Consider the following 26,587-nt stretch of genomic DNA (forward strand, 5'->3'; position numbering starts at 1 on the left):
TTTATAAGAATTTAGGAATCGCTTTCTCTCAAACCGGCTAGTAAGAAAAAGCGATCTCCGCATGGAAAGAAGCTGTTTGCCTCGATCCAAACTTTGCCGAAGCTTACCTAAATTTAAGGAATGCCTTGCTGCTGTCAGGCAGCCATTTTATTTTGGGAAAGCAGCAAGGGTTAAATTCAAATCGGTAAGCGATTGATATCTTTGTTACAGCCGATCACCACCGCCGCTGTTCCCCTTTTCAGGCGCGTGTTAGGTGACGGGTTAATCTCAAACTTGTTATCGTGACTTACTGCTAGCAAATTCAGACCATACCGGCTACGAAGTTGGAGTTCTGCAATCGTTTTGCCGTGAAATTCCTCCGGAACAATGAGTTCCACAATACTGTTATCCGGGTCTAACTCAAAACGGTCGAGAATGCTCGGTTTGGTAAGCGTTCTTGCCAAAGTACAGCCCATCTCATGTTCTGGAAACACTACATGATCTGCCCCGACTTTCTTCAGAAGTTTTTCATGAATTTCCGAAGATGCCTTTGCTACCACATGGGGAACACCGCCTTCCTTGAGGTTAAGGGCGGTAATTACGCTTTCCTCAACATAATTGCCAATCGCCACAATAACTGTATCAAACTCCAAGACGCCTGCCTGCTTAAGGGCACTGGGGTCTGTGCTGTCTAATTGCAGGGCATGAGCAGCGATTTGATCGCTCATGGCTTGCGCCACTCGCTTTTCATCAGAATCCACACCTAACACTTCATATCCCAAGCCGTGCAGTGTTGCAGAAACAGCTCGACCAAACCGGCCTAAGCCTACCACGGCAAATTGTTTGTTCTCTGAGCGAAGACTGCGGAAGAAACCTAAAGACGATAAATTCACGCCAAGCACCTGAAACTAATCTTGAAAAACTAATCTTGCAAACAGTGGAGAAACGGCAGAGGGGGAGCGGGATAGGGGAGGAGAAAGCGTTTCATGTTCTCGTTGTCTATGCCGGCAGAAGGTGGGAGTCTCTGTTAAAAATTGTATCAAAAGCCTGATAGCGTTCTCCCTACCCCACCAACAAATTCTCTTCTGGATAGCGGATAGCGCTGGGTTTGGGGTCTCCCAGAATTGCACTCATTAAGAGCAATATCCCCACCCGACCGATGTACATTGTGGTGATTATAACCAGTTCAGGGAACAGTGAAAGCTTAGCGGTGATGCCGGTGGACAGGCCAACCGTGGCAAACGCCGACACAACCTCAAGCAGAATATCGATAAATCCGATATTTTTGTCAAACAGGGCAATTAAAACGGTTGCAATAATCACCACCAGCATTGAACCGACCTGTACAGCAACCGCTTTCAAAATCAGTGCGGGTGGGATCTGGCGCTGATAAGCCAGCACTTCTTCTTTCCCTTGGAGCACCGCTTTGGTGCAGTTGAATAAAATCCTGACGGTGGTTGTTTTTATTCCGCCGCCGGTACTGCCGGGACTCGCACCCATAAACATCAGGGCAATCGTAAGCCACAGGCCGGCGTTGGTCATTTTCCCATAGTCAACGGTATTAAACCCTGCTGTGCGCGGCACGACGGATTGAAACCAAGCTGCCATGAGCTTATTGCCGAAGCTTAAAGGCGCAAAGGTTCCTGGATTGTTGAATTCTGTGAGAAAAAAGCCGATGGTTCCTACTATTAACAGAAAAACAGTTGTGCTTGTAACGACCTTAAAGTTAAGAGAAAAGACAATGCAGGTTTGATTTTTGGATAGGCGATCTCGCACCCACAAAAATACTTCCATAATAACTTGATAGCCAATACCTCCCAGAATAATCAGGCTGCTAATCACGAAATTGACTAAGGGAGAATTGACATAATTGATCAAATTATTGGAAAAGAGACTGAATCCAGCATTGTTAAAAGCATTGATACTGTGAAAGATTGAAAGCCACAGTCCCCGGCTGAAGCCGAAGTCTGGTACGAAAGCAGGAAGCAGCAAGAAAATGCCAGTGATTTCAATAATGACGATCATGGCAATAATCGAGCGAACTAAATCGCCAGCGCCGGCTAACCCTGGCTGATCGAGAGATTGTTGAACTGCCAGTTTATCTCGCAACCCCAACCGGCGGCCCACCAGTAAGATCAGAACGGTTGTGGCCGTCATGTAGCCTAAACCGCCCACCTGAACGAGGCAAACCATAATCAGCTGGCCCCAAAACGAATAAAACTTCCCAACATCAACCACAGATAAACCCGTCACACAGACGCAAGATGTGGTGGTAAATAATGCTGTGACTGGATCGCTCCATGTCCCATCACTCGTTGAGAAAGGCAGGGTCAGCAGGATGGTACCAATGGCCAGAAGAGCCAAAAATCCCAAGCAAATCGTTCTAGAGATTGTCATGAAGCGGGTTTAGTTGAGAGTCTGAGTTGCAGGTACTCAATGAATATTTATAAAGCTTACTCCTGAGTGATCTCCTTTTAATGATCGGCACTTTCCCACGCAGCCTGAAAGAAATCTCGCTCGCACAGCATGGCGTAGCGATAAGTCGAGTGCGTCGCTGGCAGCGGTTCAGCATAGCGGTCTAGCAAGCGTTCTAGCTGTTCAGCCAGCGGCTCAAAGTCCGGGCTGCTGTAGGTGCGAATCCAGCCGGCATAGGGATGATCGGGAATGCCATCTTTGGCTATTTGCCGGCCTAAAAAGGCATAGAGTCGCATACACGGGGCCATCGCCGTTGCAATCAGGCCGGCTTCATGACTCCAAGCGGTGGCCATCAAAAAATCGGTATAGCGACGCGTCGCGGGTGCCGGTTCCGTTTCCCGCAAATCTACGCCCCACTCGGCTGCATAGCCTTGATGCAGCTTGAGTTCTTCTAAAACGCCGCCGGCAAGGGCGTGGAATACTTCAAATGCCTCCCAGTCAGGTGCTTTTGCACCGGCAATACTATAGGCGCGGGCAAAGGCTTCTAAGAAAAAGGCATCTTGTCCGACGTAATAGGCAAATCGGCTTTTGGGCAAGGTGCCGGTGGCAATTCCCTGTACAAACGGATGTTCCAGACAGGCAACCGCTAAATCTTCATTGGTTTGCCACAGTTCACTAGAAAGCGTCATGACTAATTTGGGATTAGGGATTTTAGATTAATCTAAAATTTACAATCTAAAACTTAAAATCGCCGATGACCTCAACTCTGAATCAGCAAATTCAACAATTTTACGACGCCTCTTCCGGTTTGTGGGAGCAAATTTGGGGAGAGCATATGCACCACGGTTACTATGGGCCAAATGGCACCTGGAAAAAAGATCGCCGGCAGGCTCAAATTGACCTGATTGAGGAATTGCTGAAATGGGCGCAAGTTAATTCAGCCCAGAAAATCCTCGATGTGGGCTGCGGAATTGGGGGCAGCACCCTTTATTTGGCGCAAAAGTTCAACGCCTCCGCCACCGGCATCACCCTAAGTCCTGTGCAAGCCGGTCGGGCAACTGAACGCGCCCAAGCTGCCGGATTAGGTGAAACAACACAATTTCAAGTGGCAGACGCGCTGAATATGCCTTTTCCAGACAATTCATTCGACTTAGTCTGGTCCCTGGAAAGTGGCGAACACATGGCAGATAAGCAGAAATTTTTACAAGAATGCTATCGAGTCCTGAAGCCGGGAGGAACCTTAATCTTTGTTACCTGGTGTCACCGGCCTACTGATGAACCTGCCGGCCCGCTGACAGCCGATGAGCGAAAACACTTAGAGGAAATTTACCGCGTTTATCGTTTGCCCTATGTGATTTCGCTGCCAGACTATGAAGAAATCGCTCAACAGCAGAAATTTCAAAAAATCCGCACCGCCGATTGGTCAGCCGCCGTGGCACCTTTCTGGGATGTTGTGATTGATTCAGCCTTCAACCCCGCTGCGATTTTCGGGTTGCTCACGTCCGGTTGGTCAACCATTGAAGCCGCGCTTTCTCTCCATCTTATGAGTCGCGGCTATGAACGAGGGTTAGTTCGATTTGGCTTGCTGTCTGCCACTAAATCCTAGGTGAACGGAACCTATGTCACCCTTAAATCAATCGGTCGTTTGTGATCCTTAGCCTTAGCCGGCATCTTTGAGCTTGTTGATGCCCAACACCCGCTAAGTCTTTAAACCTACCCTTGTTAGCTTTCCCCTCTCCCCCTTTCAAGGGCCGGTTTTTTTTTGCCCGCCGGCAGCGCCCGATCGTTTCTCGCTTTATTTCCTTTTCCCCCTCTCCCGCACGACTACGAAACTGACGCCTGATAAAGTAAGTCTGAGGGTGTATTGTGCTGCCGGCGCAATTTTTTGACCGTTCTGCTCCATTTAGCTATCAAATCACCGCCTGTTATAGAGTTGATGAAATTTAAGGTGAATCACACAATTATCAATTTCTTGAAATCTTGCCAGAAGCATCCAGCGATGGCTTGGACGCTGTCTGTGCTGTGGTTATTTTTAATTTGCTGGCTGGCTTTTCTTTGGAATTTAGGTAAATTCGGCTTAATTGATGAAACTGAACCGCTATTTGCTGAAGCCGCCCGCCAGATGACCGTTACCGGCGATTGGATTACTCCGTATTTTAATGAGGAGACGCGCTTCGATAAGCCCCCATTAATTTACTGGCTGATGGCGATTTTTTATAAAATTATCGGCGTTAATGAGTGGGCGGTACGCCTGCCTTCGGCCCTATCTGCAATTGCCCTAGCCGGCTTAGGTTTTTATACCCTACGATATTTTACACCGCAGAATCCATTTTCCAATTCTAAGTTAGAAACTGAACCGGCAGAAACGATTTCTGAAAATTTAGACGCGCAAAAATCTTCTTCCGTTGAGCCGGCAAAACCTTGGTTAATTGCCCTCATCGGTTCATCTTTGATCGCCTTGAATCCCGAAACTATTGCTTGGGCGAGAGTCGGTGTCTCTGATATGCTGCTCACCGGCTGTATGGGTTCGGCATTGTTAGCCTTTTTTATTGGTTATGCCAAAGCTGAAAACAATCAGTTGTCAGAAACCCATAAAAAAAAGCCTTTTCCTTGGAATTTTATTCTGTTTACTTCCCCGTGGTATCTGACATTTTATATACTCGCTGCCTTGGCAATTCTTGCCAAAGGGCCGGTAGGAATTGTGCTGCCGGCATTAATTATTGCTGCCTTTTTACTTTACTTGGGTAATTTTCGAGAAGTTTTGCGGGAAATGCGACCCATTTGCGGCGCTATTTTGATGCTTGCTATCGCGCTACCTTGGTATATTTTGGTGATTTTAGCCAATGGGGAAGACTATATTAATTCGTTTTTTGGTTATCACAATTTAGAACGATTTACCCGTGTCGTCAATCACCATTGGGCACCTTGGTATTTTTATTTTGTGGTGGTGCTGGTTGGGTTTGCACCGTGGTCTGTTTATTTGCCGGTAGCTATTGCGCGACTGCGTTTTTGGAAACGTTCGATTTGGCGTCGGCAACCGCGTTCTAATCAGTTAGGTTTATTTGCCTTATTTTGGTTTGCTGTCATTTTTGGCTTTTTCACGATTGCGGTTACTAAATTACCCAGCTACGTCCTGCCGTTAATGCCGGCTGCTGCTATTTTAGTCGCTTTGCTTTGGGGCGATATCATCCTCTCCATCTCCACTAATCTTGCTAAGAACCAAGAAAGCAAATTTGCAGAAATTACCCCCAATGAAAGCAGTGGAGAACGTCCCCCGAATAAAACAAAATTTTATTCTAATTTCTTAAACTTGACTTTTTGGCTAAATGTAGCTTTTTGGGCGTTAGGTGCTGGAGCGTTTTTCTCCCATGTTCTCTGGCTAAAAAAGGTCAAAGATCCAGCGATTCCCAATGTAGCTGAAGTGATCCAGCAGTCGGGTTTACTAATAGCCGGCGGGGTGATTTGGGCGATTGTTGCCGGTGCCGGCGCGTTTGTCTTGCTGAAGCGAAAAAAACGCTGGCTTTGGACGGTTAATTTCGTGGGGTTTCTGGCTTTTTTAATCTTTGCGATGATGCCGGCTTTTTTCCTGATGGATCGCTACCGCCAGATGCCGCTGCGGCAACTCGCAGAAACTGTCATTCAAATCAAGCAACCCGATGAAGAACTGGTGATGATCGGTTTTGAAAAACCAAGCTTGGTATTTTACACGCAGCAGCCGGTGCAGTTTTTTCGTAGAGCGACATCAGGTGTGAAGTATATTAAAAACCTTCCTGAAACTCAAGCAGAGTCAACCTCTGTGTTGATGGTGGGATACCCTTCAAAATTTGAAGAAGGCGGGTTACGACCCAATCAATATACAGTTTTGGACAAAGCCGGCGCGTATCAACTTGTCCGAATATCCAAACAAGTTGTTGCCAGGATTAATCAATCCGATCTATCCATTGACAAGAATTAAAAATTGACTTTTTTTCGCTGCATAAGAAGTGAAAACCGGCTTTATAGAATCACGCAGATCATTGATTTGCGTGATTCTATGGTTTTCAGCCATAATTTCTCCTTAATGCGGAATTCTTAAAGTCTGGTTAATTTGTTCTAATAAGGCAGCCATCGATAGATTCGAGGGCAAAATTTGAGTCCCAATCTCCTTCAGAGTTTGATTAATCTGAACGTCTGCCGGCCCAAATTTTTCGGAGACATTCCCAGAATGAGATTGAGTCTCATCGGCTGGCTGACGTGTTGAAGAATGACCCGAATAAAAAGCACTTTGAGAGGAAGAATTAATTTCATGCCCGTTCAAATTGCTCTGTGCAGATTGTAGGGCAACTTCTGATTTCCTTTCATAAGGCTGGCTAAACGGACTCTCCCCAGTTTTTGTTTCCAAATCACTTTGCTGGGTCAGTACCAAAATTGGAGGTTTAGCTTCAAGCTGATTCAAATTAGCCAGTGCTTGTAAGAAGCCTGATGCGGGTTTGGGTTCTCGCCAGTAAATTAAGAGTAAATCGATACTTTGGTTTTGCAACTGTTGTAAAACCTCAGCCCAAGATCGACTTGTCAACCCGCGAAATCCAGCGGTTTGAATATACTGGATCAGCGCTTGCTGCCAGTCACTTTTGAGGTCTAAGTTTCCAGATCCCAAAGGCGCAGAAACCTGCAAATCTGGCAAAGTCGAGACATCGACCACTAAAATACTCGGCTTCCAGTTCCGGCCATCGGCGATTTGAATCACCTGCAATAAGGTAGACAGTGCCGGCCAAGAGGAATCGGAGTGTGCTGAGTTGTCATCTGCACTCCCCAACCAGGGATAAATTTGGAGAGGCCGGCATCCAGGTGCTAAGGTCACTTCATTGGCGGCTTGAGTGGTTTTGCGATCCAGGGTGACGAGGGGCAAAGAGGCCAATTTATTGTGGCCGATCAATTCTTGTAGGTACTCCAGTGGATCGTCGAGTCCGGCGGTGGTATCGAGCAAGACAACATCCGGGTGCCAAACACGGGCCAGCAATTCTGCTTGTTCAAGATCATCCGCTTCTAGGACGCGGTAATGATGCCGGTGCAATACACTGTTGAGATCTGCCATCAGCTGAGGAATTTCAGCACTCACATGGGAGGGATCAGGGTCGAGGGCGAGTGAAACCGAATTGGCACACAGACGCAGAACTGTCAGCTTGGCGGGGGGATTTTCCTTCGGCTGGGTTAGCTGAGTTAACTTGTGTCGCAATGCTTCAGGTTGCACCGGCAGCGTCAAAAAGCCATCCGCACTGTTTTGGGTGGCGAGTTCTTTTTCTGCTTGGGTTGCGGTGACGATCACCGGGACATGGCAAGTGCCTGCATCGGATTTGAGCAAAGTCAGCACATCCCACCCCGACAGCAACGGCAGCACGGGATTGAGGAAAATCACCTCCGGACTAAACCGGCGGGCTTTTTCCAGTGCTTCTGTGCCGGCACGAGCCACCACTACGCGATAGCCTAAACTGCTGAGCTGTTCTGTCAATTCTTCGATAAACCGGGGAACGGTTTCTACAATCAGTACCAGACGATGCCGATTGGCTGCCGGTTCTTCCCGCGAAGCTGCCGGTTGCGGTGGACACGGTGGTAGCAGCAAGGTAAATTGACTGCCTTCGGCTTCTTTAGAAACAAAGGTGACATCTCCACCGTGCTGACGGGCAAGACGCTGGGTTAATACCAGTCCCAAGCCTGCACCCTCAAACCGGCGCGTCAGGGGATTTTCTAATTGCTGGAATTTTTGAAAGATTAAATGCTGTTTGTCATTGGCAATGCCAATGCCGGTATCCCAAACGGTAAAAGCAATCCAGCCTTCCCAACGGCTAACTTTTAAGCCGGTGGCCCCCGTCGGTTCTGTGAATTTGAAGGCGTTTGATAGCAGGTGGACGAGCATCTGTCGCAGGCGCAACTCATCAGCAACCAGTGTTTCCAGTCCCGGTTCTATTTCGATGGAAAACTGCGTTTCTAAAACGGGTTCGTCGTCCCTATCTCGGTCGCTCTCTGTATCCTGACGTTCTGAGGCCGATTGCTGCCAAGCTTGTTTGAAGGCGCGATCACAGACGCTAGTGATGTTCACAGGCTCTACAATCAGTTCCATTTGACCTGTTTCGATGCGGGTGAGATCCAAAATGTCATTCACCACGGTCATCAAATGACGCCCACTTTGATAGATCAGCCGTGCATAACGGGCTTGGCGGTCGTTCAGTTCTCCAATTGAGCGGTCTTTGAGTAAGCTAGATAATCCTAAAACAGCCGTGAGCGGAGTTTTAAGTTCGTGACTAATACAGGCTAAAAATTCATCTTTTAATCGATTTAGCTGCACTAAATCTGCATTTTTACCCGCCAGTTCTTTGGCGACTTGCTGGTGTTCTGTGACATCTTCTGCGAGTACCAACCACAGCCTTTCTTCTGATGGGGGAGTGAAGCTTGAAGCGTGGGTATTTGATGCTTCGCCTTCATTTTTAATTGGGTCTTTCGAGCCGGCAAAGAATGAGAAAGGCTCCTCACCGGATGCCGCGCTACTGCCCATTGAATGCGCTTCGTCGGCAGATGATTGCTTCGCCGAGGGCTGGTAGGCGGCAGACATTTGGCCTATCCGTTCCTCTTGGCCGGCACTTTCTGAAGGTTCTTGTGTGGGGACAGCAATGCCCAGTGGCATTTTCACAAATTGCCAAACTTTCTCCTGCCCAGTTGGCAGGGAGCAAACACCTAAGCTAGCAGCCAATTCTAAATCGAGCTGGCTCCAGTTGGTTGCGGCGTTTTCACTTCCTATTTCATTTGTACTTTCTTGACGCTGCCAGAGAGTGTGTTTGAAGGTTTCTACGCTGGCAGTTTCTTGCTCGGTACTTTCACTTTTTCCTGGGGATTTTTGTCTGGGTTTCCCTTTGTTTCCCTCCCAGTGAGCAGTGGTTTCCCAACCGGGAAATTCTGAAAACTGCCGGCTCCAGGCTAAGTTGCAAGTAACGATTTCACCTGTATTGCTTTGCACGCAGAGGGGCAATGGCAAACGTTCTAGAAGTTGGATCAGGGAATTGAGGGTTTTGAAGTGGGACGTTTCAATGGTGAATGCCGGCTTATATTCAGCAATATTTTCACTGCCAATGCCGGTTTCTAAGTTAGAGGTTAAATGCTCTGCCAAAAATTTTAATAACCGCCCCCGATCCAGGAGTCCCAAAAACTTGCCGGTGGCATCAACCAAAGCTAAATCCGGGTTTGACTGTGCCTGCAGGTGTTGCCACAATTGATTCAGGTTAAGACTCGCGCTCAGTGCAGTTAAAGGCTGGATCATGGGTGGCCCTGTGGCCCACAGGGGCTGTTGCGGGTCTAAATCGCCAGAAACCGGGGTTCTCTGGTGTTTCCCGGCCTGAGATGCTTGCTGGGGGGGTAACTGGCCGGTTATCAGATAGGGCAGGCAGTTCCGTAAGGATACGATGCCCAAGGGACATTGACGCTCACTGACGATCACGATTTGATCGCACTGCCCTTGACGGAATATCTCAAGCACTGTTGCCAGCCGGGATGTCTGAGTTACAGTGGGCACAGAGGCTATAAATGTTTGCAGATAGGAAGTAGGGATTGACATCACAAAAGTTGCATCTACAGATAAGTTACAGCCCCTACATATCGTGCGGTGGCAAGGGTTCGGCGCAGTCAAGCCGGTGGCCACACTTCGAGCCTTGGCTCAAAGCTCTCAATTGTGAGGGACAAAGGGCTTAGAAACTTGCAAGGGGGACAGCTCAATTATTACTTGTTGGCGAGGAGATTGAACGCTTTGCCCTTACAATTGGTTACAATTAAAAGTTGAATATTGAAGCAAATATTAAGCTTCTGGTTTAGGCGGCTGTTGTTATCACAAATGCTGCAACACAAACAGCAACTCTGTTCATTTATTGGCTACGTCTTTGCGCCCTCAACTCTCTATTTGTATCTTCCTGCATTCCAACCAGATCGCCGAGTCTCTGACACGACTTTTGGTTAATGAGCGCTATTCTGTCAGTTCCTTCACCTCTGAAGCAGAATTTTTGCAGTTTGTCGAGAGCAAAAAACAACAAATTGATTGTTTGATTTTAGAAGACGATCCGGCTTGGGAGCCGATGACCAGTCATCTGCGCCAAGAAGTTATCTTGTTGCCGGCGGTGATTGTGAATTTGAGTGAGACAGAGATCAACAACGACGAACTGCCGGCGAGTCCTACCCTAAGTGCGGTTGAGGTAGCAATGTCTCAAAGGTCTGCCGTGGTGGAGGAGGCTGTTTTGAGCTGTTTTTACCACAGTGCAGAGGTTAGAGTATCCACAGCCCAGTTTAACCACATTACAGATTTTATTCACCAAGCCCTGACTGAATTTCTTAGTCTATCTGCCTGTGGAGACTTGACCCGACCGACGACTGGGGGCCATTCTGCGGGCACCTCCCTCACTCAGCATTTACTCCTGCAACAGCAGCGCCGGCTGGCCGAGAAGTTGAGAGAACGATTAGGATACCTAGGTGTGTATTATAAAAGGAATCCCCAAGGATTTTTACGGCATCTGTCCCCTGCAGAAAGACGCGAATTCTTAGAAAATCTAAAAGTAGATTACCGAGAGATCGTTTTAAGTTATTTTTCTGATGATAATAATTTAAATCAACAAATTGATAATTTTGTAAACAGCGCCTTTTTTGCCGATGTGCCGGTAACAAATATAGTTGAGATACATATGGAATTAATGGATGATTTTGCCAAACAGCTAAAATTAGAAGGCCGGAATGAAGAAATCCTGCTTGACTACCGCTTAACCTTGATTGATACCATCGCTCATCTGTGCGAGATGTATCGCCGCTCTCTCCCCCAAGAATCTTGAGAACGTGTGAGGGGTGAAGAGCAGCGTTCCGCGAAACGTTTTGATGAGGAAGAAATAGCTTACTCTTGACTCTATTTGCTAAGCGCACGCTGCGCTATCACCCTTCACCCTTGTACGAACATGGCACAGCCACGTCCCTACTTCACCCTTCACCCTTTTTGCACTTATGTCTTCTCTAAAAAAAACTTATATTCTCAAGCTCTACGTGGCAGGAAATACTCCTAACTCTGTCCGAGCTTTAAAAACTCTCAAAAATATCCTAGAAGAGGAGTTTCAGGGTGTATATGCCCTGAAAGTGATTGACGTTCTTAAAAATCCGCAACTGGCTGAAGAAGATAAAATTTTGGCAACTCCAACATTGTCAAAAATCTTGCCCCCGCCGGTTCGCAAAATTATTGGCGATCTATCGGATCGGGAGAAAGTTCTAATTGGGTTAGACCTTCTTTATGAAGAACTGTATGAAGAAGAACAAAACCTTAGTTAAATAAAGGGTTGAAAGCACGCTTTTCCCTAGCGTGCGGGTTTTGCGGTATAAAAAATTAGGGAAAATATTCAATTTGTAAATTTACATTCAGTTTTGAACAACTAAAGAGATGAATAAACTTCAGCAAATAGGGCAACCCAATCAATTGCCAGCTAGGGGAGTCCAGAAAATTCGCACGATGATAGAAGGCTTTGATGACATCAGTCATGGAGGTCTGCCGGTGGGAAGAACCACCTTAGTCAGCGGCACTTCTGGGACAGGCAAGACGATGCTAGCTGTTCAGTTTCTTTATAACGGGATCACAATATTTGAGGAAGCCGGCGTCTTTGTAACCTTTGAAGAATCTCCAGCCGATATTATTAAAAATGCCTCAAGTTTTGGTTGGGATTTACAGGGTTTAATTGATGAAGGGAAATTATTTATTCTGGATGCCTCTCCCGATCCAGAAGGGCAAGATGTGGTGGGCAGTTTTGACTTATCTGCCCTGATCGAGCGGATTCAGTATGCCATTCGTAAATATAAGGCAAAACGAGTTTCCATCGACTCCGTTACAGCGGTATTTCAACAGTATGATGCAGCCGCTGTGGTGCGACGGGAAATCTTTCGCTTAGTTGCCCGCCTCAAACAAGTTGGCGTCACAACGATTATGACAACAGAACGAGTGGAAGAATATGGGCAGGTTGCCCGCTTTGGCGTGGAAGAATTTGTTTCAGATAATGTCGTGATTGTCCGAAACGTACTAGAAGGCGAACGCCGGCGTCGCACGATGGAAATTTTGAAGCTGCGCGGCACAACGCACATGAAAGGGGAATATCCTTTCACAATGACTGATGAAGGCATCAATATTTTCCCACTCGGTGCGATGCGGTTGACTCAGCGATCTTCCAACGTTCGGGTGTCTTCTGGGGTCAAAACTCTGGACGAAATGTGCGGCGGTGGGTTCTTTAAAGATTCGATTATTTTGGCAACTGGAGCAACCGGCACCGGCAAGACATTATTGGTGAGCAAATTTGTTGAAAATGCTTGCAAAAATGGCGAACGTGCTTTGCTATTTGCCTACGAAGAATCCCGCGCCCAGTTATTACGAAATGCTTACTCCTGGGGCATTGATTTTGAAGAATGGGAACAGAAAGGGTTGCTAAAAATCCGCTGTGCTTACCCGGAATCTGCCGGCTTAGAAGACCACTTGCAAATTATTAAATCAGAACTGACTGATTTTAAACCGGCTCGTCTTGCGATTGACTCACTCTCGGCTTTAGAACGCGGAATCAGCAACAATGCCTTTCGTCAGTTTGTAATTGGCGTCACCGGCTATGCCAAGCAAGAAGAAATCACCGGCTTCTTCACCAATACCACTGACCAATTTATGGGTTCTCATTCGATTACAGACTCCCATATTTCCACGATTACCGATACGATTCTCATGTTGCAATATGTGGAAATTCGCGGAGACATGGCACGTGCAATCAATGTCTTCAAAATGCGAGGTTCCTGGCATGATAAAGGCATTCGTGAATATACAATCAGTCAAAATGGCCCAGAAATTAAAGATTCTTTCCGTAATTACGAACGAATTATTAGTGGATCTCCCAGCCGAATTTCAATTGATGAAAAGAGCGAACTGTCCCGAATTGTTAAAGGTGTCCAAGGCAAGAAAAACGAGGATTTAGATAGCTAAGATTAAGTGCTGAGTGCTGAGTCTTGAATTCTAATAGCTATTAGCTTTTTGTCCTTTGTCATTTGTCTGCAAGCTTTTGACAAAGGACAGGTGCCGGCACAATGATTGCAACCGATTATTAAGTCCCGAGTTTTTACAGCAAAGCTTACGAACAAAGCGTTCGATAGATAATTAGAAGATGCCGACACCAAACTGTTGCCGACCACTCATGAGTCATTATAAATTTAACGAACACGGAGGGATTTGAACCCCCGACCCTTAGAACCGGAATCTAATGCTCTATCCACTGAGCTACGTGTCCTAACATTTAAGTAGTATAGCACTTATTGAGCCGGCTGACCAGTCACCTGATCGGAAAGAGGAGAAGAAGACAGCCGGCAGCCGTTGGTTAAGAACAGATCGCCTCAGTTAGCTGAGAGTCCCGCCAGCCTGCTAAGTCAGCCAAAGCGCGATCGCGATACTTGCCATATCTTTCTTGCTTGCTGCGAATTTTCACCGGCAACTCTGGCAAAATCCCAAAATTCGGCGGCATCGGTTGAAAATGCTTCGGTTCAGCGGAACTGATGAACTCAAACAGCGAACCCATCATCGTTGTCACCGGCAGCTTCACAGTTGCCAACCCCAACGCTAGCCGCGCCGCATTGGTTCCCGCCAGCCAACCACCCGCCGCTGCTGCTGTGTAACCTTCTGTGCCGGTTAATTGTCCTGCCGCCAATAAGGTTGGACGCTGCTTAAATTGCAGGGTTGGATAAAGTAGTTGCGGCGCATTGATAAAGGTGTTGCGGTGCATTACACCCATCCGCACAAATTCCGCGTCTTCCAAGCCTGGAATCATCCGAAATACACGTGTTTGTTCGCCCCATCTCAAATTCGTTTGGAAGCCTACCATATTCCACAATTGGCCGGCTTTGTCTTCTTGGCGCAATTGCACGACTGCGTAGCAGTTTTGGATTTTAAACTTTCGCGCTTCGATGGGGTCATCTCCCAACTCGGCTTTTTTGCGGGGATCGAATAACCCCACCGGCTTTAATGGGCCATAGCGCATCGTATCTTCGCCTCGTTTGGCCATTTCTTCAATCGGCAAACACGCTTCAAAAAATTTCGCGGTTTCCCGTTCAAAATCCTTTAATTCTGCCTGCTCCGCCGCGCATATTTCGCGCCAAAAGTTAAGATACTGCTCTTTCGTCATGGGGCAGTTAATATAATCCGCGTCGCCTTTGTCGTAGCGAGAGGCGCGAAACGCGATATCAAAATTAATCGATTCTCCCACAACAATTGGGCTGGCGGCATCAAAAAAACTCATGTATTCCATGCCGGTGAACCGCTGCAAATCATCTGCCAAATTGTAGGTGGTGAGCGGGCCGGTTGTGAGGACAGTAATCCCGTCTGGGGGAATTTGGTGAACTTCGTCGCGGCGCAATTCGATTAAGGGGTGAGCGTCGAGGGTTTCTGTTAAATTTCGACTAAATACCGCTCGATCTACTGCCAAAGCGCCACCTGCCGGCACATTATGTTCGTCTGCTTTGCCGATAATAATTGAACCGAGTTGCCGCAATTCTTCGTGAAGTAAACCGGCAGCGCGATCCGTTGCTTTTGCGCCAAATGAGTTACTACAAACTAATTCTGCTAATTCGCCGGTGTGATGCGCCTGACTGAGGTGATTGGGGCGCATTTCGTGTAAAATTACCGGCACTCCTGCTTGTGCGATTTGCCAAGCTGCTTCGGTGCCGGCGAGTCCCCCACCAATTACGTGAATCGGTTGTTTTTCTGTCATTTTTAGCGGTGATTCTGATAGCAGCGTTGCCGATAAATTTGAGCGACTTGATCGCCTGGGTTGAGGCGCAGGCACTCTTCAAACAGTTGCGCCGCTTTGTTGAACTGTTCTAGATTGTAGAGCGATAAGGCTTCTGTAAATGATTGTAGCGTATTTAACTTCCCATTTTTGAGTGCCGGTGGATCAGTCTCAAAGATTTCGTAGACTGTGACGGATTGAGATTTGCCTTTAACGTTTACGGTGTCAATCGTGCGAATTGCATAATCTGCCGACTTCGTCAATCGCTCATAAGTTTGTTGGGTGATTAATAATGGCAAGCCATAATTTTTGGTTAAACCTTCTACGCGAGAGGCTAAATTTACCGCGTCGCTGATTACGGTGCCATCCATGCGATTTTGTCCGCCAACAGTTCCTAACATTAAGGTGCCGGTATTGATGCCGATGCCAATTTGAATGGGATGATAGCCAGAATGGGCGCGATGTTGGTTGTATTCAGCAAGCCGGTGAAGCATAGAAATGCCGGCTTTCACCGCATTATCTGCTTCGCCACTAAATAATGCCATAATCGCATCCCCGATATATTTATCGATAAACCCATTATTTTCAACGATTGCCGGCTCCATGCGAGATAAATAAGAGTTAATAAACTTGAAATTCTCCTCTGGATTGATTCCTTCTGAAATCGTTGTAAAATCCCGAATATCGGAAAATAGTACCGACATTTCTAACTGCACCTGATCGCCTAATTTCACATCAACGATGCTTGATTTTTCCAAAAACTGGAGAAATTGGCGCGGCACAAACCGCTCGTAAGCTTTATTAAGTTCTGCCATTTTATTGTAAAATCTGGCATTTTCAATAGCAATTGCAGCTTGAGCAGAAAGCAAATTTAATAGCTCCTGCCTTTCTGGTGTAAACGCACCGGCTGTGAGATTATTTTCCAGATAAACAATACTAACTAATTTACCTTGATTGATCAGCGGTACGCAGAGAACCGATTTAGGCTGATTTTCTTGGATATACTGATCATTGGTAAATTGTCCCTCACGAGTCGCATCATTCAAAACCACACTTTCTTGAGTGCGGCAGACATAATTGATAATTGTTTGAGAAGCGCTTTGAAAGTTTTCAATCGGCATTGATTGAAGTACGCTCATCTGCTCAGAATCGATTGCCCCTTCCGCTTCAATTAGCAGTTTTCCCCGTTCTTCTAAAATGAGATAACCTTGTTGCGCCCCTGCATTTTCAATCAAAATTTTCATCAAGCTAGATAGTAACTTATCCAGCACAATTTCCCCAGAAATTGCCTGAGAAGCCTTCAACACTGTGGCGATATCCAGGCTGTACTTCGAGCCAGTGGTGGTTACTAATGTCGTCGCTTTAGCATTTTGACTACTCCCTTGATTTGCAACCAATAAGTTGCCATATCGCATTTCTAAATGCTTGACTTTGGCAGTTGCCCCCCAAAGTTGATAGCAGTAACGAGCTTCCTGCATATAAGCCTTTGCTGTTAATTCTTTCCCCTGGGATAGATAAAACTTGGCAGCAAGTTCGTAAGCGAGAGCGGCTTCATGGATATAGTCGTGTTCTTTAGCGAGAGAAATCGCGCGATCATACAATTCTGTTGCCAAAGCATATTTTCCCCTGAATCGACACAGTTCAGCCTCTATCAAGTAATATTTATGCAAGTTATTCGATGGGGCATGATGTGCCCACTTCTTCATCTTTTTTTGGTTACTAACGACTTTCTGCGTCTGGCGATTTTGCTCTGACTGCTGACCATCTGTTGCCACCGATAGACGTGCTAGAGAATCATAAAAATAGAAGTGAGTAACTGTGGATGTTGCTGTGATGCCATCAAAGTATTGTTCACATAAGTCAGCATTCATAATGGCCAATTCTATTTCGTTAAACAGGAAAGAAAGCATTAACTTGTTAAAATAAAAATGACCCAGTGTAGCGCGATCATTTCGGCTTTGTAGTTTTGGCAGCATCACCTGCTCATCGAAAGCTGTGCCAGTCAAATCAGAAGGATTTTCTATTTTGCTGAGTAAATTCAGAACGGCTTGGTGCAATAGCTGTTGCATCTCAAAGGTTTTTTCTTGTCCCATTTGACGGATACTCTGAGCATATATCTCCATCTCAGATTCCAATTTAACCAATTCCGAGCTGCTCAGAAAGCTCAAGTGGTAGTAGGAATAAATTGAATAGCTAGCGAATTGTAAATCTCCTGTTTGCAGTGCAAGCGTGTAAACTTCCCGTAGGGGATTGACTGCCTCTTTGAGAGGCTCTATCCAGTGTCTAATAAAGGTATATACTGTAAAACCTGTCATATTTTTAAAAACTCTTGTATCAAGTTTGGAGACTACGTTGAGCGCGAGTTGACCAAATTGAGAGCCGCTCTGAATATCTCCAACGATTCCACAGAGAATCATGCCATAGAAACTATAAGCAACAGCAGAGTCTATTGTGTTTCCCCACTTAATAGATAAGTGGATTTGTTGAAACACAATCATCGGGAACAAAAGCGGTGCAGCAAAGTAGGTAGAGGGAGCCATTCTTGTTAGGATACGCATCGCTGCTTTTGGGTAAGGAGCGCTCATCACTGGCAAGTCAACTAAACTAGCAATCGGTTGAAATCCGATCCTTAGGTTGGTTTGCAGCAGTCCCCTTAAAACATCAAGCTTACTCGGTTGCTTCGGTAACCTTATCCCCAACAATTTCAGCACTTCTAATCCGATATTGATAGCTTCGTTAAATTGACCGAGGGCAGTATATGCTAGAATTTTCACCTCATATACTTTCACTTTGTCTAAAACTGTTTGTGCTTGAGATACGACTGCATCAATAAATCTTTCCATTAAGACAAAATCAACTTTTAGATAGGCAATTTCAGCGGCTTCTTCGTGGAGTGAGAGAGTGAGTTCATACTGTTGCTGCCAGCTATTGATTGCTAAGAGTTCGATGCCGATTTGCAAATAATTTAAAGCCGGCTGATACGCAGATGATAGTTTCGCTTTCTTGCCGGCAACTAAGTTTAACTGTGCCAGCTCATTTCTTTCTAGCTGGTTAGAGATCAGTTGAATACCAAAATTGAGTTGATTAACAATGTCAAAGATTTTTTCTTCTCGTTTGCTCTCAGAAATATTTTTCAGCAGCAGTTTTCCGATGTGCTGATGGATGAGAGGCTTATCTTGTTCGGCAATTAGGGAATAAGCCGCCTGTTGAATCCTATCGTGAACAAATTTATACTTGAGTGATTGCGATGAGGCGGTTGGTAATGAGCGGGTGGTCAGTTCAGTTGCATCAACCGCTAATTCTATATCCCCCATAGTACCAATCGGAACGACTAAATTCTCGGCGACGGCTGCGTGCAAATTCTTCATAGTTTCTCGCAAAAGTTGAGAGCTAATCAATGCGAGAGTTTTTAAGTTGAATTGATTGCCAATACAGGCAGCTTTTTTTAATAAACTGTTCGTACTATCTGGCAGCTTTTGAATCTTGTCGGCCATGAGTTCGACGACGTTATCCGTGAAATCCCGCGATTGAATTTGCTCTAAATCCCACTGCCATTTGCGCGTCTGAATATCAAATTCTAACAGTTCTTCTGTATTAAGTGATTTCAAAAATTCATTCATAAAGAACGGATTGCCGCCAGTCTTAAATAGCACCAACTCAGCCAAAGGCTTAACACTTTCTGCTTCACAGTTGAGCGTATCGCCAATCAAGTGTGTGATAGTAGGTAAGTCTAAGGGTAATAGTGAAATGTACTCGATAATTGCTCCGGTTTTGGCTATTTGATCTAAAGTCAACATTAACGGATGTGCTGCGGAAACTTCGTTATCCCGATAGGCACCCATTAAAAATAATCCAGGGGAGGCGGCACTCATTAAAAGCTGCATTAATTTTAATGATCCGCCATCTGCCCACTGCAAATCATCAATAAATAATGCTAGGGGATGTTCGGGTTTCGTAAAGGTTTTAATAAAATTTTTAAAGACTAAATTAAACCGATTCTGAGACTCATTGGGGCCAAGTTCTGGAACAGAGGTTTGCTTGCCAATAATTAATTCGAGTTCAGGAATTATATCGACAATGACTTGCCCATTAATTTCTAAAGCTTTTAATAACTTCTCTCTCCATAAATTTAGTTGCGTTTCACTTTCAGTTAACAAGTGCTTGATTAATTCTTGGAAAGCACCGACAAGGGCACTATAGGGAATGTTTCGCTGATATTGGTCAAATTTTCCAGAAATAAAATAGCCGCGTTTTTGGGTAATCGGTTTATAAAGTTCCTGCACTAAGGCTGATTTACCGATTCCAGAATAGCCGGCAATTAGCATTAGTTCGCTCTGCTTTGAACTGACACGCTCAAAAGCGGTTACTAAGGTGGCAATTTCTCGTTCTCTGCCATAAAGTTTTTGCGGGAGTTGAAATTTATCAGAAATGTCTTCACCGGCTAGTTCAAAATTTGTTAATTTCCCCGTCAAATTTAATTGGTTTAAACATTCTTCCAAATCTGCTTTAAGTCCCCAGGCGCTTTGATATCTTTCCTCAGCAGTTTTTGCTAAAAGTTTCATGACGATTTCTGAGAGGATGGGGGGAATTTCTGGATTTAACTCAGACAGAGACACCGGCACTTTAGCAATGTGACAGTGAACTAATTCCAGTGCATCATCCGTTTCAAAAGGCAATTTATTCGTCAGCAATTCGTAAAAGGTAATGCCGAGCGAGTAAAAATCCGTGCGATAATCTAACGTGCGGTTCATCCTGCCGGTTTGTTCCGGCGACATATAAGCCAAAGTGCCTTCTAAAACGTTAGGATTTTTTAAAGCCGGTGTTTCCCGCGTTAACTTGGTGGAGATCCCGAAGTCAATAATTTTTAATTGGTTGGTTTCTTTATTGAAAACAACATTAGATGGATTAATATCTTTGTGAATAACATTCGCTGCATGAATATGCCCTAATGCGTCTGTTGTAGCGACCGCAATTTGAAGAAATTCTTCTAACGTAAATTGGCACTGCTGCATCCAAGACTTCAAAGATTTCCCGCCAAAATCTTCGAGAAACATCACAAGGGTATTTTGATATTTCTGTAAGTCATAAACCTTAACCACTCCTGCCAGATCTAGAGATTTCGTGAGGTGATACTCTGTGCGATAGCGAGTGAGTTCAGCCGGCGTCGGATAATCTTGTTTAAGAACTTTGAGGATCAGGGGTTGATCATCTGACTCTCGAATCCCTTGATATACCAGGGAGTTGGCGCTTTCATAAATTTGAGCTTTAACAGAAATGCCGGCAAGGGTGATCATCTTAATGTTTTTTGCAGTTAAGAATTATTAATCTATCTCAAGATAGATGCAATTATCATAAAAACTTAATCATTAGTAGTATAACTTTTCCCTGAGCCGGCACACAATAGCACTCAGCAATTCCCTCATACCCTAATGCCGGACTCTATGTGAAAAAACAGAGCCAGTAAAATTAGCCATTAAAGCGCAGTTTAGACAGAAAGGAAAACCGGCACTAGCGCAATGAGTAATGAAAAATCAACTAGATTTGCAATAATCTAGTCGATGGTGGCAGCATTGGAATCACAAAGCTGATCTTTTAATTAAAGAGAATTCGAGGTGCCGGCAAAAGAATTAACACCAACAAAGCCAATGCGATTAATCCTAAAAAATCGCGTCGATTATCAAGTTCGCTCACATCATTAAGCGCCGGCTCATCACGAATAGGCATCACGATTAACAGCAGCGCCCACAGCAACAATTCAGGCCGGATAAAAGACAAAATTAACATCAAGAACCGGGCGATTTGACCCACGATCAAGCTCGTGCGCTGTCCGAACATGGCATGAACGATGTGACCGCCATCAAGAGCGCCAACCGGCATCAAATTGAACGCAGTGACGATCATCCCGACATAGCCGGCAACCGCAACTGGATGCAGCGAGATTGCCTTACCGGCACTCAACGCACTGCCCAACGCCAGCTTACTCAACAGACTCAGCAACAGAAAAAAGTTGGGGTTGAGCGCATCAAACGTTAACATTCCAGCGCTGGGAAGCGAGGGAACCACTTGAGAGTGAGCTAACCCCCAAACCAGCAGCGGCACCGTTACGACGAAGCCTGCTAAAGGGCCGGCAATACTGATATCAAACAGCGCTTTGCGATTCGGCACCGGCGATCGCATCTGTATAAACGCACCAAACGTACCCAAGAAAAATGGCAAGGGAATAAAATAGGGCAGCGTCGTGCGAATTTGATAAAACCGTGCCGTCAAGTAATGGGCCAACTCGTGAACGCCCAAAATCGTCATCAGCGCCAAGGCGTATGGTAGTCCTTTCAGCAGTAAAGCTGGATTCGCCGGCAGCTTGTCTGCCATCCCAACCAGTTGAACCCCAAATCGCGTCGTCGTGAACAGTGCGATCACCAGCAGCGCTAAGGCAAAAGCAGGCCGTGTGATCAACTCAGGTTTCTGCCCTTCAGCCGCCTCTCGGTAAGGGTTGGGCACCAGTGCAAAGAAAGGTTTGCGATTAAGAGTTTCGCGAAACACCAGTAAAAACCGATCGCCAAATAAGGCGGTTATTTTTTCCTCAACAGTCTGGTAAGCCTCCTGTGGATTTGTCCGTAGCCGGCCCCAGCAGATCACCGCTTGAGGCCGGTATTCAATGTTTTGCAAATAATAAGTAGACCAAGGAAAACAATCGCGTAGCTGGGTTTCTTCAGCTTGAGTAATCGGACGCACCGACGGGCGATCCTTCTTAGAATCGTCTGTCTGAGGCGATTCCTCCGCTAAATCCGTTAAATCCGTATCAGCCGGCTGCTTTGGTGGCATTGCCTCGCGACGGCCCAAATGAATGAGCCACCAGTAAATCGGCGGACAAATCAAAAACGGGCCAATTGCCACTGCCAGAGGCATGGGTTGGTTTTGGCCATAAATTAACGCCCACACGCACCAAATCAAAGCCGGCGTCATCATCACCAGCCACAAAATCCACACCGGCGTGCGGGTTACAGTAGCGACAGAGCGCTGCAAAATGAGATATGTAAACAGTCCAAGAAACAGGAGCAACCAGAGAACCATGCTATGCCCAAGCAACCACAGGCTGCCCTCGATACCGTTTATGCGTTTTCACCCAACCGAGATACCTTGGGAGCAACAGCCTATCTCATTGTAGAAAACCACGCCAATATCCTCATCGACTGTCCGGCAATTGATGAGCTTAACTTAGAATTTTTGCAACAGCAAGGCGGCGTGCGGTGGTTATTTCTTACGCATCGGGGCGCTATAGGCAAGGCAGAGAAAATTCAGCAAGAAACCGGCTGTGAAATCCTCATTCAAGAGCAAGAAGCCTATCTTTTGCCGGAATTAGCCGTAAAAAACTTTTCTCACGAGTTTACTTTCAGCCCTAGCTGCCAAGCCATTTGGACACCCGGACACTCTCCCGGTTCATCTTGCCTGTATTATGCCGGCAGTGGAGGAGTGCTGTTCACCGGGCGTCATTTGCTGCCAAATCAACAAGGTGAGCCGATGCCTTTGCGAACCTCAAAAACCTTTCACTGGCCACGACAGATCCGCAGCGTTCAGTCGCTTATCGAGCGTTTCACGCCGGCAACCCTAAGTTATATCTGCCCTGGTGCTAACACCGGCTACTTACGCGGCCAACGAGTCATTGATCGCGCTTACGGGCGGTTAGCCCAGCTTGACCTGGAAGGTTGCCGGCAGTCTCAAGCCTTGGTGTAGTGCTGATTCCTGAGTCCTGAGTAACCTGAGTTCGGGTTAAGCAGAAGGGAGAAAAAAGGCATTGATCTTGAGAGAAGGCTTCTTAGGATGAAGGCAATAGAGCGCACTTTCGCCTGGCTGGGTCGCAACCGGCGTCTGAGCAAAGATTATGAGGCGCTGCCGCCTAGCAGAGAAGCCTTCGTATACGTGTCCACGATCCGCCTCATGCTCAAGCGGCTCACCAAGCCAAAGCCGGCGAAACGCCAATTTCACGCGCTATGAAACACGCGCTTATAGGGTTCACCGTAGAAAACCCAGAAAAAAGTGAATTATAGGTATTGAACTATTATGTAGTGCGCTATATAATTGTAGTTGACTGGATTTTTAAATGGATAACAACTCGAACATCAACCAACGGCGACAGGTGGGGAGGCAGCTTTCGTTTGCCCTTTATAGTGCTTCCAACCGCGTCATTCGGCTTCATCGGCCCTTTCTTGAGCCTTTGGGCCTGACCTATCCTCAGTTTCTGGTCATGCTCGCTCTCTACGAGGGCACCCCGCGCACTGTTGGGGAAGTAGGGCAAGAACTCGGTATGGATAACGGGACTTTGACGCCCCTGTTAAAGCGCCTTGAGAGCGCGGGGTTGGTGACGCGCACCCGTGACCAACAGGACGAACGCCGCGTTCTTATCGAGCTGACAGAAGCGGGCGAGGCACTCCGCGAGGCAGCGTGCTCGATCCCTGAAAAGATCGAGACGGCCTGCCGTCTCTCCGATGAAGACCTTGCCGAGCTTCGCGACACCTTGAACGGGCTGGCAATACCCCGTTCAGCCAAGGCTCTCGACCACGAACCACCTTCCAACTGACACCATCTTTTGAGGTTTCACGATGTCAAACGCAACACACCTTTCAAACGGTCTCATTGAATTAGAAAATGAACCATCACAAACACTCTCTTTTGAAGAGACAGTTCGAGCGCGCCGCTCATTCCGCTCATTTTTACCAACACCCGTCCCTAACGCTCAAATAAAGCAAGTCTTGGAAGATGCACAATATTCTCCATCGAATTGCAACACGCAGCCGTGGAACACACACATCGTTTCGGGCGAAAAGATCAAAGAATTGGGCCGCATTCTAACCGAGCAAAACGAAGCGGAGAATTTCACGCCGGATTTTAGCTTCGATATGGAGTGCTTTTATGGCGCCTATAGTGAACGCCGAATTGAACACGGCAAAACCTTTTATGAGGCGATGGGTGTGGCGCGGGGCGACAAGATCGCGCGTCATAAAGCCGCTGCAAAAAATTACACCTTCTACGGTGCACCTCATGTCGCTCTGCTCTTCATGCCTTCCTTTGGAGATAATGTGCGCGTTGGCGGTGACATTGGAATGTATGGCCAGACGTTTTTGTTGTCTCTGACGGCGCGCGGTTTAGGAGGTATTCCGCAGACCGCCATTGGCTTTTTTGCACAGACCATCCGCGAATATTTGGGTATCTCCGATGAACTCAAGCTGATGTTTGCCATTGCGTTTGGCTATCCAGACTTCACAGCACCAGTCAACAGCGTTCGGATGGGGCGCGTTCCCGTCTCAGAGAGCGTGACCTTTCACCATTAAAAAATGTTCGGATGGGGATGATTGGTCATTTAACAGATGTAACCCACAGACCAGAAGTAAAAGCCGCGCTGGCGCAGGCTGACGCCTGACAGATTGCTGGCTACCGCGCCGAGGCGGACGAGGCCGCGCGCCCCTACTTCGAGAATCACTCGGGGTAAGACCGGCCCAAATGATGTACAGCAGTGGAATGAGACTCTTACCCAGTACAAGGAAATCGTTTTATGAAGATAGGCATTCTTGGCACTGGCCATATCGGGAAGACTTTGGCACGCAAACTCAGTGCGGCCGGACATGACGTGAAGGTGGCCAACTCTCGCGGCCCCGAGACCATCGAGGCCGATGTGCTGGCTTTCGGCGCACGCGCGGTCTCGACCGCTGAAGCGGTGGAGGACGTTGACGCGGTGATCCTCTCGATCCCTCTCAACCGCATTCCCACAATCGCGCCGCTAATCGCCAACCTACCAGCCGAGACAGTCGTCATCGACACGTCTAATTACTATCCCCACCGCGACGACAAGATCGATGCCATCGAGGCCGGGCAGGTTGAGAGCCTTTGGGTGGCCCAACAGCTAGGCCGGCCAATTGCCAAGGCGTGGAACGCGATCGGGTCTGGCTCCTTCGCCACTAAGGGCAAGTCTGCTGGAAGTCCTGACCGTATCGCCCTCCCTGTGGCTGCTGACCGCGAGAACGATCGCTCCGTGGCGATGGCGCTCGTCGAAGACACCGGGCTTGATGCTTTCGACGCCGGCACGCTCGCCGATTCGTGGCGCCAGCAACCCGGCTCGCCCTGTTACTGCACAGACCTCAACCGCGAGGAAATGCCTGCCGCGCTCGCCTCGGCGGAACGTGAGCGCTTGCCCAGGCGCCGCGAGCTTGCGATCGAGGCGATCATGGAGCGGGTGGGTGATAGCGCTACCAACCCGGATTCTGACTATGCCGTGCGCCTGACCCGCGCGCTGTTCATGTGAAGGCGGTCATGGGCTGGAGAACAACTTCCCCGCCCGTCACGCCGATCGTCCCGACCGACCACAACAGTGAGACGTGACATGGCTCGTTACATTATCATCGCATCATGCGTTGAGCCGCGCCACGCCTCTTCCCGTTCGACATCCACACAAACAACCGGAGAGCAATCATGGCGACCGACAACAGCCCGCTCATCTTCCTCATGGGCGTCACCGGCCAGACTGGCCGGCTAATCCTAGAGGATTTCGATCGCACGCCCGGCAATGCCCGCATCCGCGTCGGCGTGCGTAAGCAGAAGGATCTGGAGCGTCTGCGCGGCGAAGGCCGCGACGCCGTCCTGTTCGACCTCGACGATCCGCGAACCTTCGGCCCGGCGCTTTGTGGCGTTGATCGCATGAACATCCTCACCGGCTACACCATCGCAATGACCCACCAAACCAAGACCGTGGTGGACGCGGCGAAGAAGGCGGGCGTGCAGCACATCGTCAACCAGGGCGTCTTCGCGGCGGAAGACGCTACCGACTCGAAATATTGCTGGTTCGCCCTGGTCGAAGCCTACATCGAGGCCAGTGGCATCGCTTGGACGCACTTACATCCCAACGTGTTTCTTGAGAACATGCTCAGCGTATCGCAGCCCATTGGCGGCACGTTCTCAGTTTTCTGGGGCGTGAACCGCGTCGGTTACGTCGCGCTTCACGATCTGGCCGCAGTAACCGCCAAGGTCTTGCGCGACGGTCCAGAACGCTATGGTTCGAAGGACTATTATCTCAGCACCGAAACCATGACCGGCCCGGAACTGGCCACCGCACTCAGCGAAGTGCTCGACCGTTCGATTCGCTGCAACACGCTCGATCCGTCAGAGGTGGAGGCGCTGTTCAAGAAAGGCACGTTGGAAGTTGAGGACTGGTATGCCCGCAGCTCATTCGAGCTTCTTACGCAGTTCGCCGACGGGCGCATGGGCTATATGGGCACCGTCAAGGACGACGTGCCTTTCCTGCTCGGGCGGCCCGCCACCAGCGTGCGCGACTGGGCAAGGGCGAACAAGGCGCAGCTGCTCGATCTGGTTGATCAGCGCGCCGACGAAACTCCCACGGAATAAGCCGGCGATTT

At 47.6% G+C, this 26,587-nt stretch carries 18 protein-coding genes and 1 tRNA gene; 11 read left to right on the plus strand and 8 right to left on the minus strand.

Annotation, left to right across the window (positions count from 1 at the left end; genetic code table 11):
- Window positions 1-53: 53 nt before the first annotated feature.
- The gene (locus H6F56_RS27310) at window positions 54-188 is read left to right on the plus strand and encodes a hypothetical protein (protein WP_416360991.1); all 135 of its coding nucleotides are present in this window, start codon (window positions 54-56) and stop codon (window positions 186-188) included.
- Here the strand turns inward: H6F56_RS27310 and H6F56_RS10820 are convergent.
- The 3 genes from H6F56_RS10820 to H6F56_RS10830 all read right to left on the minus strand — a co-directional run bounded on the left by H6F56_RS10820 (window position 177) and on the right by H6F56_RS10830 (window position 3,083).
- Window positions 177-872 (minus strand): potassium channel family protein, encoded by a 696-nt coding sequence (locus H6F56_RS10820; protein WP_190667693.1) that lies wholly within the window; start codon window positions 870-872, stop codon window positions 177-179. The genes H6F56_RS27310 and H6F56_RS10820 overlap by 12 nt on opposite strands.
- 169 nt (window positions 873-1,041) lie before the next feature.
- Window positions 1,042-2,376: a TrkH family potassium uptake protein gene (locus H6F56_RS10825; protein WP_190667695.1), complete on the minus strand. Its 1,335-nt coding sequence runs from the start codon at window positions 2,374-2,376 to the stop codon at window positions 1,042-1,044.
- A gap of 77 nt (window positions 2,377-2,453) precedes the next feature.
- Entirely contained in the window at window positions 2,454-3,083 is a 630-nt protein-coding gene (locus H6F56_RS10830; RefSeq protein WP_190667697.1) for a TenA family protein, read from the minus strand.
- A gap of 65 nt (window positions 3,084-3,148) precedes the next feature.
- Between H6F56_RS10830 and H6F56_RS10835 the strand changes: the two genes are divergently transcribed.
- Together H6F56_RS10835 and H6F56_RS10840 are read left to right on the plus strand one after the other, a co-directional pair.
- Window positions 3,149-4,000, plus strand: a complete 852-nt coding sequence (locus tag H6F56_RS10835; protein ID WP_190667699.1) for a methyltransferase domain-containing protein — start codon at window positions 3,149-3,151, stop codon at window positions 3,998-4,000.
- Window positions 4,001-4,330: 330 nt separating this feature from the next.
- Window positions 4,331-6,349 carry a glycosyltransferase family 39 protein gene (locus H6F56_RS10840; protein ID WP_190667701.1) on the plus strand — a complete coding sequence of 673 codons (2,019 nt, stop codon included), beginning with the start codon at window positions 4,331-4,333 and terminating at the stop codon, window positions 6,347-6,349.
- 102 nt (window positions 6,350-6,451) lie between these two features.
- Here H6F56_RS10840 and H6F56_RS10845 read toward each other — a convergent pair whose 3' ends face one another.
- Complete coding sequence (locus H6F56_RS10845) at window positions 6,452-9,976, minus strand: ATP-binding protein (RefSeq protein ID WP_242031950.1); 3,525 nt, start codon at window positions 9,974-9,976, stop codon at window positions 6,452-6,454.
- 307 nt (window positions 9,977-10,283) lie between these two features.
- Between H6F56_RS10845 and H6F56_RS10850 the strand changes: the two genes are divergently transcribed.
- The 3 genes from H6F56_RS10850 to kaiC all read left to right on the plus strand — a co-directional run bounded on the left by H6F56_RS10850 (window position 10,284) and on the right by kaiC (window position 13,393).
- Window positions 10,284-11,231 carry a circadian clock protein KaiA gene (locus tag H6F56_RS10850; protein ID WP_242031951.1) on the plus strand — a complete coding sequence of 316 codons (948 nt, stop codon included), beginning with the start codon at window positions 10,284-10,286 and terminating at the stop codon, window positions 11,229-11,231.
- Between the two features lie 166 nt (window positions 11,232-11,397).
- Window positions 11,398-11,715, plus strand: a complete 318-nt coding sequence (gene kaiB / locus H6F56_RS10855) for a circadian clock protein KaiB (RefSeq protein ID WP_190667703.1) — start codon at window positions 11,398-11,400, stop codon at window positions 11,713-11,715.
- A gap of 109 nt (window positions 11,716-11,824) precedes the next feature.
- Window positions 11,825-13,393, plus strand: coding sequence for a circadian clock protein KaiC (kaiC, locus tag H6F56_RS10860; protein WP_190667705.1), 1,569 nt, complete (start codon window positions 11,825-11,827; stop codon window positions 13,391-13,393).
- A 228-nt stretch (window positions 13,394-13,621) separates the two neighbouring features.
- Here kaiC and H6F56_RS10865 read toward each other — a convergent pair.
- The 4 genes from H6F56_RS10865 to H6F56_RS10880 form a co-directional block, all read right to left on the minus strand.
- Window positions 13,622-13,694 (minus strand) — tRNA-Arg (locus tag H6F56_RS10865).
- Window positions 13,695-13,781: 87 nt separating this feature from the next.
- Window positions 13,782-15,167, minus strand: coding sequence for an FADH(2)-oxidizing methylenetetrahydrofolate--tRNA-(uracil(54)-C(5))-methyltransferase TrmFO (gene trmFO, locus H6F56_RS10870; RefSeq protein ID WP_190667706.1), 1,386 nt, complete (start codon window positions 15,165-15,167; stop codon window positions 13,782-13,784).
- 2 nt (window positions 15,168-15,169) lie between these two features.
- Window positions 15,170-20,479, minus strand: coding sequence for an AAA family ATPase (locus H6F56_RS10875; protein ID WP_190667708.1), 5,310 nt, complete (start codon window positions 20,477-20,479; stop codon window positions 15,170-15,172).
- A gap of 298 nt (window positions 20,480-20,777) precedes the next feature.
- A complete protein-coding gene (locus H6F56_RS10880; RefSeq protein WP_190667710.1) occupies window positions 20,778-22,256 on the minus strand; it encodes a site-2 protease family protein in 1,479 nt (492 codons plus the stop codon).
- Window positions 22,257-22,259: 3 nt separating this feature from the next.
- Between H6F56_RS10880 and H6F56_RS10885 the strand changes: the two genes are divergently transcribed.
- The 5 genes from H6F56_RS10885 to H6F56_RS10910 all read left to right on the plus strand — a co-directional run bounded on the left by H6F56_RS10885 (window position 22,260) and on the right by H6F56_RS10910 (window position 26,576).
- Complete coding sequence (locus tag H6F56_RS10885) at window positions 22,260-22,916, plus strand: MBL fold metallo-hydrolase (RefSeq protein ID WP_190667712.1); 657 nt, start codon at window positions 22,260-22,262, stop codon at window positions 22,914-22,916.
- 367 nt (window positions 22,917-23,283) lie between these two features.
- A complete protein-coding gene (locus H6F56_RS10895) occupies window positions 23,284-23,760 on the plus strand; it encodes a MarR family winged helix-turn-helix transcriptional regulator (protein ID WP_190667716.1) in 477 nt (158 codons plus the stop codon).
- 22 nt (window positions 23,761-23,782) lie between these two features.
- A complete protein-coding gene (locus tag H6F56_RS10900) occupies window positions 23,783-24,511 on the plus strand; it encodes a nitroreductase (protein WP_190663286.1) in 729 nt (242 codons plus the stop codon).
- Window positions 24,512-24,732: 221 nt separating this feature from the next.
- On the plus strand, window positions 24,733-25,479 hold the full coding sequence (locus H6F56_RS10905) for an NADPH-dependent F420 reductase (RefSeq protein ID WP_190667718.1): 747 nt from the start codon (window positions 24,733-24,735) through the stop codon (window positions 25,477-25,479).
- Between the two features lie 167 nt (window positions 25,480-25,646).
- Window positions 25,647-26,576: an NmrA family NAD(P)-binding protein gene (locus H6F56_RS10910; protein ID WP_190667720.1), complete on the plus strand. Its 930-nt coding sequence runs from the start codon at window positions 25,647-25,649 to the stop codon at window positions 26,574-26,576.
- Window positions 26,577-26,587: the final 11 nt, after the last annotated feature.

The sequence above is a fragment of the Microcoleus sp. FACHB-672 genome (assembly GCF_014695725.1).
Classification (GTDB): domain Bacteria; phylum Cyanobacteriota; class Cyanobacteriia; order Cyanobacteriales; family Oscillatoriaceae; genus FACHB-68.